Source organism: Pedococcus sp., from assembly GCF_036554925.1.
GTDB lineage: Bacteria > Actinomycetota > Actinomycetes > Actinomycetales > Dermatophilaceae > Pedococcus_A.
In genome coordinates, this window is the sequence record NZ_DATBMI010000220.1 from 1 (window position 1) to 11003 (window position 11003).

An 11003-nucleotide genomic window follows, 5' to 3' on the forward strand; every position below is an offset into this window, starting at 1 on the left:
CGCGTCGCGCCCCAACCACAGGGAGGACAGCCATGAGCGAGACCCCGATGGGCTCGGAGGAGAACACGCACGGCCCCACTGACGGCGGCGCCGAGGGCATGGCCGGCGGTGCCGACGGTGGCGCGGACGGCGGTGCGGACTCCGGTGCCGATGGTGGCGCGGACGGCGGTGCTGACTCGGGCGCCGATGGTGGCGCCGATGGTGGTTCGGACGGTGGCGCGGACGGTGGTGCCGACGGTGGCGCGGACGGCGGTGCTGACTCCGGCGCCGATGGTGGCGCAGATGGTGGTGCGGACGGTGGCGCCGATGGTGGCGCCGGGTAGCACGCACGCAGGGTCCCGGTGACTGCCGCCGAAGCAGCGCAGGCGCCCGCACGCGAGTGCGGGCGCCTCGCGCTGCCCCGGCTCATCTCGTGCCCCACCGCGGAGTTCTCGGAGCGCCACTGGGGCCGCGAACCCCTGCTGTCCCGGGCCGAGGAGCTCCCCGCGTCCTTCGCCGACCTGTTCTCGGGTGACGCGGTCGACGAGCTCGTCTCCGAGCGGGCCCTGCGGACCCCCTTCATGCGGATGGCCAAGGACGGCGCCACCCTGCCCGAGCGGGCGTTCACCCGGGGCGCCGGGGTCGGCGCCGGCATCGCCGACCAGGTGGGCGACGACCAGGTCCTGAGGCTGTTCGCCGACGGGGCCACGATGGTGCTCCAGGGCCTGCACCGTGTCTGGCAGCCGCTGGCCGCCTTCACCCGTGACCTTGCTGCCGACCTCGGGCACCCCGTCCAGGCCAACGCCTACGTCACCCCCGCGCAGAGCACCGGCTTCAGCGACCACTACGACGTGCACGACGTGTTCGTCCTCCAGGTCGACGGCGAGAAGCGCTGGCGGGTGCGCCCCCCGGTGCACCCGGCGCCGATGCGCCACGAGCCGTGGACCGACCACCGGGCCGCCGTCGAGCAGGCCGCGGCGGCCACCCCGCTGGTCGACGCCGTCCTGCGCCCCGGTGACTGCCTGTACCTCCCCCGCGGCTACCTCCACGCCGCGACCGCACTGGGTGCGGTGAGCACCCACGTCACGATCGGGGTGCACCCCTGGACGCGCCGGCACCTCGCCGACGAGGCCGTCAGGGTGGCCCTGGACCGGGCCTCGGAGGACGCCGCGGTGCGTGCCTCGCTCCCGCTGGGTGTCGACGCCGCCGACCCCCGGGCGTGGGCGGGTGACCTCGAGCTGGTCCGCTCCGCCCTCCTGCGTGCCCTGGGGGAGGTCCGGGCCGCCGACCTCGCCGAGGCGCTGGCCCGGCGGGTGCGCGACGCGCAGCGCGCCGACCCCGTCCACCCGCTGGCCCAGCTGCGCGCCGCCGAGTCGCTCGCCGACGACAGCGAGGTCGCGCTGCGCCCCCACCTGAGCGCCCGCCTCGGCGCACCACGTGAGGGGAGTGCCGTGCTGGACAGCAGGGCGGGCGCTGTCACCGTGGCGGAGGACGACCTCCCGGCCGTGGCACGTCTGCTGGAGGCAGGCACTGCCCGCGTCGGTGACCTCGGACAGCCCCTCGCCCGGCAGCTGGTCCTGGCCGGCATCCTGCTGTCCCCATGACGCAGCCGCACTGTGCGACCGCCGCCCGGGCCCGGCTCGACCCGCTGCCGGGAACGGCGGCTCCGGCGCGACGGTGGCTCCTGGTGGAGTACCCGGGGCCCTGGGCGCCGCAGGCACTCCAGAGCCGGCTCATCCCGCCACCCCTGGCGGAGCGCCTGTCACGGGTGGCCCGGGAGGCGTCGGCCCGGGTGCTCCTGATCCGCCGGCCCGGGCGGAGACCCCGCTCCAGCGAGCACCGCTGGGCCGTCGTCGACCACGCAGCCGGCCAGCACTGGGGCACCTGGCGCGACCCCGTCGACCTCGGCGAGGCGGCGGACCTGCTCTCGCGGGCGGGGTCGCCGCCGGATCTGGACCGCGCCGGACCCCAGGAGCCGTTGCTCCTGGTGTGCGTGCACGGCCTGCACGACACCTGCTGCGCGGTCCGCGGGCGTCCCGTCGCGAGCGCGCTCGCCGACCGCTGGCCCGACCAGACCTGGGAGTGCTCGCACGTCGGCGGCGACCGGTTCGCCGCCAACCTGCTCGTGCTGCCCGATGGCGCCTGCTACGGCAACCTGTCGGCGGCCTCGGCGCGCACGGTGGCGGCGGACCACCTGGCGGGCCGGGTCAGCCCCGAGCACCTGCGCGGCCTGAGTACCGAGCCGCCGGTCGTGCAGGCCGCGATCGTCGCGGCGCACGCGCGGCTGGGTCCCGCCGGTGCCGGGCACCTGGTGGGCCGTCAGGTGACGGCCCTGGGGGCTGACTCGTGGCGCGTGAGGCTCAGCGGGAGTGGTCCGATGCCCGCCGTCGTGGAGGCCACGGTCTCGCGTGGCCGGCGACCACCCGCCCGGCTCACGTGCCACGCGGCCGGCGACAGCACGGCATACAACTATGAGGCCACGGACGTGCGCGTCTGCGCCGACTGAGCCACCGGCACCGCGACGGCGCCCGTGCTCCTGCCGTGGGCGGACGGACCGGCGACGACCGGCGACAACCGGCGACAACCGGCGCGCGAACGCCGTGCCGAGGGGTCGGTCAGCCGTGCAGGGCGACGGTGAGCAGGACGGCGGAGTCCTCCAGGGCGTCGAGTCCGTGCCGGCGGGAGGGCACCGGGACGACCTGCCCGGCCTCGAGCACCCAGTTCTCGTCGTGGGTGCGCAGCCTCACCCGGCCGCTGATGACCTGCAACAGCGCCGCCGGGGGCGAGTCGTGCTCACCCATCTCGGCGTCGGCGGTGAGGGCGATGACGGTGGCCCGCTGCACCGACCCCGAGGCGATGGTCTCCGCCGCCCGGCCCGAGGCCGAGCGCTGTGCCTCGCCGAGGAGCCGTCCGGCGACCTCGTGCAGGTCCCTGATCTCGCGTGCCATGGTCCTCAGGGTACGGGTCGGCGCGCGCCGGGGCAGTGCGATGCCCGGCCCTGCGTCCGCCCAGCGGCAGGCGTCACCGCGCCACGGCCGGCACCCGCTCACCAGAGGTCCCGAGGCTGCGCGAGCAGGTGCGTGCCGGGGCTGCGGGTTGCTGGTTCGTGCCCGCCTGCTGCTCCTCCCGACCGTTCTGCGGCGACTGCTCGATCCGCGAACCGTTGATCAGGGTGACGTCGTCGTAGGCCGGGCGGCCCTCGATGACGTTGCGGAACTGGTACCTGGTCAGGGAGGTGAGCTCGCAGTCCTGGCCGAACGTCGCGATGTCGAACGACGACGGCTGGCCGGTGAGCTCCTCGCCCTCGCCGCCCTCGAGGAAATGGCTGAACGGGCCCCCGCCCGTGAACGTGCCGACGCCGATGAGGTTGCCGTCGAGCCGGTCGCTGTGCAGGTGGCCATGGGCCCGGACGTCCGCGTTCTCGATGTCGCGCACCGCCCCGGGCTCGTGCGAGACGACGAGGTCGGGCGCCGGGCGGTCCGCGAAGGCCGCGATGAAGGCGTCCCGGGCAGGGACCTGCTTGGCGGCGTTGTCGCGGTTGTCGTCCCCGAACCAGCGCGGGTCGTTGAAGCCGGCGATACGCACGCCGTTGACGCTCTGCTCGATGTACTCCTCCTCGCCCGGCTGGAGCAGCACGACGTTGCGGACCTTGGCCAACCGGGTCAGCACCGCGTCGTCGCTCGCGCTCGTGGCGTCGTGGTTGCCCTTGACGAACAGGTAGGGCACCCCGAGGGACTCGATGCCCTTGAAGAGGCCGACCGCCTCGCCCTCGGTGACGCTCCCGAAGTTGAGCAGGTCGCCGAGGTCGACCACGGCGTCGATCTGCTCCTCCTCGATGACCGTCTTCATCAGCGGGTACTGCTGCGCACCGTGGATGTCCGAGACCAGCAGGATCCGCGCGGCCTCCGGCTCGTCGAGCGACTGGGGCGCGTACTTGTCCTGGAGCGCGGCCGAGAGGGCGAGCAGGTTCTTCAGGTAGGGCGTGGTCTGCTGCGCCCGGGTCTCGACCCCGTCGAGCAGGTCGGCGTTGCGCTGCACCGCGCCGAGGATGCCGGTGGTGGTGAAGGCCGCCAGACGGTCCGGCTGGTAGGTCTGCCAGATGCTGACGCCCGTGATCCCGCACGCGACCGCCCAGCACGCACCGGCGGCGGCCACCCGGCGCAGCGGCGGGCGGCCGCGCCCCCGCCGCCACACGGCATACACGGCCACCGCGAGGACGGCCACCGTCAGGGACCCGGCGGCGAACCGCAGCCCCATCTCGGTGGCCGCCTCGCGCGCGGCGTTCGTGAGCTCGAGCGGGCCGGGCTGCAGGGCCTTGATGGAGACCTTCGGCTGGGCCAGCAGGTCGGTGATGTTCTGCTTGACCTGGACGTTGGCCAGGACGCCCGGCGCGGGGACAGGGCCGTCGAAGTCGAGGTTGATGTCACCGAAGACGGTCGGGCTGTGGATCCGCGACATCTCCTGGGTGTTCACGGACAGCCGCAGCTGGGCCCGGTAGTTGATCGTCTCGGTCGTGGACGGGAACAGTGTCGTCGCGGCCACGCCGCCGACGACACAGCCCACGACCAGGGCGACGACCGCCGCGGCCCGCACGACCCATCTGGGCAGCGGTCGCCGCTGCGTCGGGGGGAGGGCGGGCCTTCGCACCCGTCCACCGTAACCACATCGACGCACCTACCCTTGCCGTATGCCGTCACCGCTCGCCCCTCTGCACGGCCGCGCCTTCGCCGCCGTCATCTTCGACATGGACGGCACCCTCATCGACTCGATCCCCGTGGTCATCCGCAGCTGGGTGCGGTGGGCGCAGGAGCACGGGCTGGAGCCCGAGCGGCTGCAGGGCTTCCACGGCGTCCCCGCCGCGGCGATCGTGGCCGACCTGCTGCCGCCGCATCGCCACGAGAGCGCGCTCAGCCGGATCAACGAGCTGGAGCTGGCCGACACCGACGGCATCACGGTGCTGCCCGGTGCTGCCGAGGCGCTGGCCGCCCTGGCCCCGGACCGCTGCGCGATCGCCACCTCCTGCTCGACACCGCTGGCGGAGGTGCGGATCGAGGCGACGGGGCTGCGGGTCCCGCGGGTCGTCGTCACCGCGGACGACGTCGAGCGCGGCAAGCCGCACCCCGACCCCTTCCTGCTGGCCGCCGAGCGGCTCGGCGTCGACGCCGAGCGGTGCCTGGTCGTCGAGGACGCCCCGGGCGGTCTCACCGCGGCGCGCGCGGCCGGCTGCGCGACCCTCGCGGTGACGACGACGACCCCGCGGCACGAGCTGGTGGCCGACGCGATCGTCGAGAACCTCGGCGACGTGGCGTTCACCCACTCACCACAGGGGGGCGGAGTGCTCGTCTCCTCCCGGTCGAGGTAAAAACGCCGGTGATTCCCGGCGTGTCCAGTTCGACCGGGAGTACGTTTTCGGCTCATGGACGCCGATGTCATCGTCGTGGGGGCCGGGCTCGCCGGGCTCGTGGCCGCCGCTGAGCTCGCCGACGCAGGCCGCCGGGTGCTGGTGCTCGACCAGGAGAGCCCGGCCAACCTCGGCGGCCAGGCGCACTGGTCGTTCGGCGGCCTGTTCCTCGTCGACAGCCCCGAGCAGCGCCGGATGGGCATCCGCGACTCGGTCGACCTCGCCCTGCAGGACTGGATGGGCAGCGCCGGCTTCGACCGCCCCGAGGACCACTGGCCGAGGCAGTGGGCGCAGGCCTACGTCGACTTCGCCGCCGGCGAGAAGCGCGCCTGGCTCCACGACCAGGGCATGAGGTGGTTCCCGGTGGTCGGCTGGGCCGAGCGCGGCGACGGCAGTGCCAGCGGCCACGGCAACTCGGTGCCCCGCTTCCACATCACCTGGGGTACCGGTCCCGGGGTGCTCGAGCCGTTCGTGCGCCGCGTGCAGGTGGCCCGGGCGGCGGGGCACCTCGAGCTGCGGTTCCGCCACCGGGTCGACGAGCTGGTGCTCTCCGACGGGGCCGTGACCGGGGTGCGCGGCACGCTGCTGGCCGACGACGACGCCGAACGCGGTCGGCCCACGAACCGGGACGAGGCCGGTGAGTTCGAGCTGGCCGCCCAGGCCGTGGTCGTCTCCTCCGGTGGGATCGGCGGCAACCACGACCTCGTCCGCGCCAGCTGGCCGCAGCGGCTCGGCTCGCCCCCGGAGCGGATGATCACCGGCGTCCCGGCCTACGTCGACGGCCGGATGATGCGCATCGCCCAGGGCGCCGGCGGCCGCGTCATCAACCCCGACCGCATGTGGCACTACGTCGAGGGCATCCACAACTGGGACCCCGTCTGGCCCGACCACGCGATCCGGATCCTCCCGGGGCCGAGCTCGCTGTGGTTCGACGCGCTGGGGAACCGCTTGCCGGCGCCGCTGTTCCCCGGCTTCGACACGCTCGGCACGCTGGCGCACCTCCGCCGGACCGGGCACGACCACTCGTGGTTCATCCTCACGCAGAGGATCATCGGCAAGGAGTTCGCGCTGTCCGGCTCGGAGCAGAACCCCGACCTCACCGGCAGGTCGGTGCGCGGCGTGCTCGGCCGCGCGACGTCCGACATGCCGGGACCGGTCCGGGCGTTCCTCGAGCGGGGTGAGGACTTCGTCCAGGCCGACCGCATCGACGACCTCGTCGCCGGCATGAACGCCCTGGTCGGCGAGCCCCTGCTCGACGCCGACCACATCCGGCGCCAGGTCGTCGAGCGCGACCGCCAGATCGAGAACGCCTTCGGCAAGGACGCGCAGGTCACCGCCATCCGCGGTGCCCGGGCCTACCGTGGTGATCGGCTGATCCGCACCGCAGGCCCGCACCGCATCCTCGACCCGAAGGCCGGGCCGCTCATCGCCGTCCGCCTGTCCGTGCTCACCCGCAAGACCCTCGGCGGCCTCGAGACCGACCTCAACGGACGAGTGCTCGGGCACGACGGCCGGCCGGTGCAGGGCCTGTATGCCGCCGGCGAGGCTGCCGGGTTCGGCGGCGGTGGGGTGCACGGGTACCGCTCGCTCGAGGGCACTTTCCTCGGCGGCTGCATCTTCTCCGGCCGGACCGCCGGGCGGGCACTCGCCGCGGCCACCGCCTGACCGGAGATCCGTCGCCGACCCGCCCGGGTCGACGGGGAAACGCCGGTGTTCCCCGGCGGTTTTACCTCGACCCGGTGTTGGGGCTGGCGCACCGCCGTCAGGGCAGGCGGGCCCGCACGATGTCGTCGAGCACCGCGAGCGGCACGCTGCCCGAGTCGAGCACCGCGTTGTGGAACTCCTTGATGTCGAACGTCTCGCGCTGGCGCTCCTGGGCCTCGCGCCGGATCCGCAGGATCTCGAGCCGGCCGATCATGTAGCTGCACGCCTGGCCCGGGTACACGGCATACCGCGTGACCTCCGCGGTGATGCCCGCCAGCGACATGGGGCAGTGCGCCGCCATCCAGTCGATGGCCTGCTGGCGTCCCCAACCCAGGGCGTGCAGGCCGGTGTCGACGACGAGCCGGCAGGCCCGCACGGAGTCCATGGTGAGCATGCCGAGCCGGTCGAGCGGCGTGGAGTAGAGCCCCATCTCGTCGGCGAGGCGCTCGGTGTAGAGGCCCCAGCCCTCCGCGTAGGCGGTGAAGTTCGCGTGGCGGCGCAGGGCCGGCACGTCGGTGAGCTCGGACGCGATGGCGAGCTGGAGGTGGTGGCCCGGGATGCCCTCGTGGTAGGAGAGCGCCTCGATCTCGAAGCGGCCCCACGCGCCCGGGTTGGAGGTGTTGACGTAGAAGACGCCGCCGCGCGAGCCGTCCTCGGCCGGAGGGTAGTAGAAGCCGAGCGCCCCCTGCTCGGTCGTCCGGATCGCGCAGTCGGCCTTCGGGAGCCGGTCGAACCACCGCGGCATCGCCTCGCGAGCACGCGCGAAGGCGGTCTCGCAGGCCGCGAGGATCTCGGCGGGGTCGTGGTGGCGCAGCTCGGGGTCGGTGCGGAGCCGGTCGTAGAGCGCCGGCAGGTCGTCGGTACCGAAGAGCTCGGTGCCGAGCCGGCGGTACTCGTCCTCGAGCTTGGCGACCTGCTCGAGCCCGATCTCGTGGATCTGCTGCGCGGTCAGGGTGGTCGTGGTGTGGGCGCGCAACGTCGTGGCGTAGACGTCCTCGCCGCCGGGCAGCCAGACGAGGCCGCACCGGTCCTCGGGGCGCACGTGTGGCGTGACCTCGTCGGCGAGCACGTCGCGGAACTCCCGCAGCGCGGGTCGGACGGAGGCCTCGATGGCCGCCTGCAGCCGGCCTCGCCAGGCGTCGACGTCGAGCCCCTCGGGCGGCGGCGAGGTCTGCAGCAGCGGGTCCTCGTCGAGCGGGGCGTCCAGCCACGCGTCGAGCTGCGGCAGGGTCTCGGCCACCGCGAAGGCGGCCGGGGTGCGGCCCGAGGCCACGCCCTCGCGGTGCCGCTGCGCGACGTCGCGCAGGTGCTGCCCGATGCCGTGGAACTTGGACACCATGGCCTCGGCCACGTCGGCCGTGGGCAGGGCCAGGTTGGACACGGTGAGGGGCGCGTCGACCTGCACGCCGAAGACGGGGTTGACCGAGAGCTCGGCCAGGCGGCACTCCCCGAGGGCCGCGTCGTTGGAGGCCTGGAACTCGACCACCGCGCGGGTGACGCGGTCCTGGGCCGAGAGGTCGGCGTCGCTGATGGCCGAGGCGCGGGCGGCGAACTCGCGCGCCCGCGCGACGTCGGCGTCCTCGGCGGCCCGGCTGGCGTCCTCGTAGCGGTCGGCGAACCGGTAGTCGCCGAGCATGTGGGCCCACGAGGGGTTCACCGCCATCGTGTGCTCGTGGTAGTCCTCGGCCAGCTGCCGCAGGTCGTCGCCCGGGGTCCGCGCGTCCTCGCTCATGCCGTCGAACGCTACCGGTCACCAGCGGCCACCGGGCCCCGGATCGGGGGCGACGCGCGCGACCCGCGCGACCTCAAGCCCTACGGCCACACCGTGTGGGGTGCCTCCGAGGTCTGGGACTGGTACCGGGTCCCCGTCTACAAACCGGAAGGGTGCGATGACCGACCAGCGCACCAACATCGCCTACTCGGTCGACCTCGTGCGGGGCCTGGACGTCGACACGGCCGACCTCCCCGGCGACGTCGGCACGGTGCTCGAGCCGACGGCAGGGCTCCCCGAGGTCGACGCCGGGCAGCTCGCCTGACGGTCGGGTGCCCGCCTCGGCCGAACGGCCGGAACTGACCCGGCATCCCGCGACCGGGCCCGGCGTCGGCCTAGGCTCACCGCCGTCCGGGCCGCGGTAGCGCCCGAGAGCCACACAGCCACGAGGCCAAGGGGGAGTGATGACGGTCGTGCTGCGCGCGCTCGGGTTGCAGGCCGCGTATGCCGTGCTGCAGACCTTCTCGCCCCGGGCGGCTCGCGCGGCCTCCCTGGCGTTGCTCCTCACCGTGAACGCGATGCCGCTGCTGGCGCTGCTCAGCGGACGGTGGGCGGCCGGCGACGTCCTGATCGCCTACTGGCTCGAGAACATCGTCATTGGGACGTGGACGCTGGTGAAGCTGGCCACGACCGCCGGTCCCGACGCGGTGACAGGGCAGCCGGGCGACGCCCCCGGCCTCCTGGAGACCGGACGGGTGAGCGTCCTGCCGGACGGGTCGCGCGTGCAGTACCCGGGCATCGCGGCCCGGGTGGCGATGGGTGCCTTCTTCACCGTGCACTACGGGATGTTCACCCTCGTGCACGGCGTCTTCACGTTCATCCTCGTGCGCTCGACCGGCACTACCGGCAGCTTCGCCGACTTCGCCCTGATGCTGCTGGTGCTCTTCGCCAGCCACGGCCTGTCGACCGGGATCCACTGGTTCGCGCGGCGGGAGCGCACCCAGTTCGGGCTGGCGCGCACGATGGCCCAGCCCTACGGCCGCATCCTGGTCATGCACACCGCCGTCCTCGGCGGGGGCTACCTCGTGTCCGAGGGCAGGGTGTCGGACCTCGGCCTCCTCTGGCCCGGGCTGGCGATCGTGGGGCCGGGCCTGCTGCTGATCACCATCAAGGTGGTCGTCGACGTCGCCGCACACCTGCGCCAGCACCGTGGTGCCTCCCTGCAGCGGGCGGTGGTGGTCCCGGCCGCGAGGTGACCGCTCCGGGACCCGACGCGGCCTGGGGCGTGACAGCGCCGCCCGGCTGGTCCGGCGACTAGAGGTACTGGCCCGTGGGCCTTTCGCCCTCGGGGCCGTGCGTCGTGCCGGGCATGCCGGGGATGTGGCCGTGACCGGCGGCCGGGTGGCCGCCCGGGCCGGGGGGCAGGGCGCGACGCATCTCGGCGAGCTGCGCCTGCGCCGCCATCTGCTGGGCGAACAGCGCGGTCTGGATGCCGTGGAAGAGTCCTTCGAGCCAGCCGACGAGCTGGGCCTGGGCGATCCGCAGCTCGGCGTCGGTGGGGGCGTTCTCGCCGAACGGCAGCGCGATGCGCTCGAGCTCCTCGATCAGCTCCGGGGCGAGCCCGTCCTTGAGCTCCTCGATCGAGCGCCGGTGGATCTCCGCGAGACGGATCCGGCCCGCCTCGTCGAGGGGCGCGTTGCGGACCTCCTCGAGCAGCTGCTTGATCATCGAGCCGATCCGCATGACCTTCGCCGGCTGCTCGACGAGGTCGGCCGGGTTGGGCGCGGCATCCTCGTCGTCGGGGTGCGGCGCGACGCCCATGCCGTCCTGCGTCACGACGACCACGCGCTGAGGGTCGGTGTCCTGGGGGCCGGGCCCGGGCTCCGGCTGCGTGGACTGCTGGGGCTGCTCGGGCAGGTGCGTCATGCCCCCATCCTGCCTCACGCGTCGCGGGGGCTGAGCAGCCACACGGTGATCTCGCGCCCGGCGGCCCAGCGCCGGTAGTGCGCGTACCCGGCATACGTGTCCATCGCCGTGGACCACACCGCCTCGGCGGCCTCCCGCCCCAGCCTCCGCGCTGTGGCGGCCACCGTGCGGCCGGCGTGCTCGACCTCGACGTCGGGGTTGGCCCGCAGGTTGTGGACCCACCCGGGGGTGCGGGCGGTGCCATAGTTGGACCCGATGACGGCGATGTCGCCGTCTGCAGGG

General features: G+C 74.0%; 12 protein-coding genes. 7 read left to right on the plus strand and 5 right to left on the minus strand.

Features of this window, described 5'->3' with window-relative positions:
* Nucleotides 1-32: 32 nt before the first annotated feature.
* The 3 genes from VIB11_RS16480 to VIB11_RS16490 are packed head-to-tail and all read left to right on the plus strand — an operon-like array spanning nucleotide 33 to nucleotide 2485.
* On the plus strand, nucleotides 33-323 hold the full coding sequence (locus VIB11_RS16480; RefSeq protein ID WP_332057158.1) for a hypothetical protein: 291 nt from the start codon (nucleotides 33-35) through the stop codon (nucleotides 321-323).
* An 18-nt stretch (nucleotides 324-341) separates the two neighbouring features.
* Nucleotides 342-1583 (plus strand): cupin domain-containing protein, encoded by a 1242-nt coding sequence (locus VIB11_RS16485; RefSeq protein ID WP_332057159.1) that lies wholly within the window; start codon nucleotides 342-344, stop codon nucleotides 1581-1583.
* Nucleotides 1580-2485: a sucrase ferredoxin gene (locus VIB11_RS16490; protein ID WP_332057160.1), complete on the plus strand. Its 906-nt coding sequence runs from the start codon at nucleotides 1580-1582 to the stop codon at nucleotides 2483-2485. The genes VIB11_RS16485 and VIB11_RS16490 overlap by 4 nt, the downstream gene beginning before the upstream one ends.
* A gap of 109 nt (nucleotides 2486-2594) precedes the next feature.
* Here VIB11_RS16490 and VIB11_RS16495 read toward each other — a convergent pair whose 3' ends face one another.
* Nucleotides 2595-2927, minus strand: a complete 333-nt coding sequence (locus VIB11_RS16495; protein ID WP_332057161.1) for a LuxR family transcriptional regulator — start codon at nucleotides 2925-2927, stop codon at nucleotides 2595-2597.
* A gap of 73 nt (nucleotides 2928-3000) precedes the next feature.
* The gene (locus VIB11_RS16500) at nucleotides 3001-4572 is read right to left on the minus strand and encodes a metallophosphoesterase (RefSeq protein ID WP_332057162.1); all 1572 of its coding nucleotides are present in this window, start codon (nucleotides 4570-4572) and stop codon (nucleotides 3001-3003) included.
* 94 nt (nucleotides 4573-4666) lie between these two features.
* On the opposite strand from VIB11_RS16500, the gene VIB11_RS16505 reads away from it, so the two are divergent.
* Both VIB11_RS16505 and VIB11_RS16510 read left to right on the plus strand, forming a co-directional pair.
* Nucleotides 4667-5341 (plus strand): HAD-IA family hydrolase, encoded by a 675-nt coding sequence (locus tag VIB11_RS16505; RefSeq protein ID WP_332057163.1) that lies wholly within the window; start codon nucleotides 4667-4669, stop codon nucleotides 5339-5341.
* Between the two features lie 54 nt (nucleotides 5342-5395).
* Nucleotides 5396-7045, plus strand: a complete 1650-nt coding sequence (locus tag VIB11_RS16510) for an FAD-binding dehydrogenase (protein ID WP_332057164.1) — start codon at nucleotides 5396-5398, stop codon at nucleotides 7043-7045.
* Between the two features lie 97 nt (nucleotides 7046-7142).
* On the opposite strand, the gene VIB11_RS16515 is transcribed toward VIB11_RS16510, so the two are convergent.
* Nucleotides 7143-8816 carry a DUF885 domain-containing protein gene (locus tag VIB11_RS16515; protein WP_332057165.1) on the minus strand — a complete coding sequence of 558 codons (1674 nt, stop codon included), beginning with the start codon at nucleotides 8814-8816 and terminating at the stop codon, nucleotides 7143-7145.
* A 157-nt stretch (nucleotides 8817-8973) separates the two neighbouring features.
* Between VIB11_RS16515 and VIB11_RS16520 the strand changes: the two genes are divergently transcribed.
* Both VIB11_RS16520 and VIB11_RS16525 read left to right on the plus strand, forming a co-directional pair.
* Nucleotides 8974-9120: a hypothetical protein gene (locus VIB11_RS16520; RefSeq protein WP_332057166.1), complete on the plus strand. Its 147-nt coding sequence runs from the start codon at nucleotides 8974-8976 to the stop codon at nucleotides 9118-9120.
* Between the two features lie 139 nt (nucleotides 9121-9259).
* Nucleotides 9260-10051 carry a DUF6498-containing protein gene (locus VIB11_RS16525; RefSeq protein ID WP_332057167.1) on the plus strand — a complete coding sequence of 264 codons (792 nt, stop codon included), beginning with the start codon at nucleotides 9260-9262 and terminating at the stop codon, nucleotides 10049-10051.
* Nucleotides 10052-10109: 58 nt separating this feature from the next.
* Here the strand turns inward: VIB11_RS16525 and VIB11_RS16530 are convergent, their stop codons facing one another.
* Nucleotides 10110-10721, minus strand: coding sequence for a bacterial proteasome activator family protein (locus tag VIB11_RS16530; RefSeq protein WP_332057168.1), 612 nt, complete (start codon nucleotides 10719-10721; stop codon nucleotides 10110-10112).
* A 14-nt stretch (nucleotides 10722-10735) separates the two neighbouring features.
* The coding region (locus VIB11_RS16535) for a nitroreductase family deazaflavin-dependent oxidoreductase (protein ID WP_332057169.1) at nucleotides 10736-11003 on the minus strand (268 nt) is incomplete at its 5' end.

Excerpts from the sequence above, each read along its gene's own strand:
- VIB11_RS16480 (WP_332057158.1), top strand. The coding sequence starts at position 33 with ATGAGCGAGACCCCGATGGGCTCGGAGGAGAACACGCACGGCCCCACT.
- VIB11_RS16490 (WP_332057160.1), top strand. The coding sequence starts at position 1,580 with ATGACGCAGCCGCACTGTGCGACCGCCGCCCGGGCCCGGCTCGACCCG.
- VIB11_RS16495 (WP_332057161.1), bottom strand. The coding sequence starts at position 2,927 with ATGGCACGCGAGATCAGGGACCTGCACGAGGTCGCCGGACGGCTCCTC.
- VIB11_RS16505 (WP_332057163.1), top strand. The coding sequence starts at position 4,667 with ATGCCGTCACCGCTCGCCCCTCTGCACGGCCGCGCCTTCGCCGCCGTC.
- VIB11_RS16510 (WP_332057164.1), top strand. The coding sequence starts at position 5,396 with ATGGACGCCGATGTCATCGTCGTGGGGGCCGGGCTCGCCGGGCTCGTG.
- VIB11_RS16515 (WP_332057165.1), bottom strand. The coding sequence starts at position 8,816 with ATGAGCGAGGACGCGCGGACCCCGGGCGACGACCTGCGGCAGCTGGCC.
- VIB11_RS16520 (WP_332057166.1), top strand. The coding sequence starts at position 8,974 with ATGACCGACCAGCGCACCAACATCGCCTACTCGGTCGACCTCGTGCGG.
- VIB11_RS16525 (WP_332057167.1), top strand. The coding sequence starts at position 9,260 with ATGACGGTCGTGCTGCGCGCGCTCGGGTTGCAGGCCGCGTATGCCGTG.
- VIB11_RS16530 (WP_332057168.1), bottom strand. The coding sequence starts at position 10,721 with ATGACGCACCTGCCCGAGCAGCCCCAGCAGTCCACGCAGCCGGAGCCC.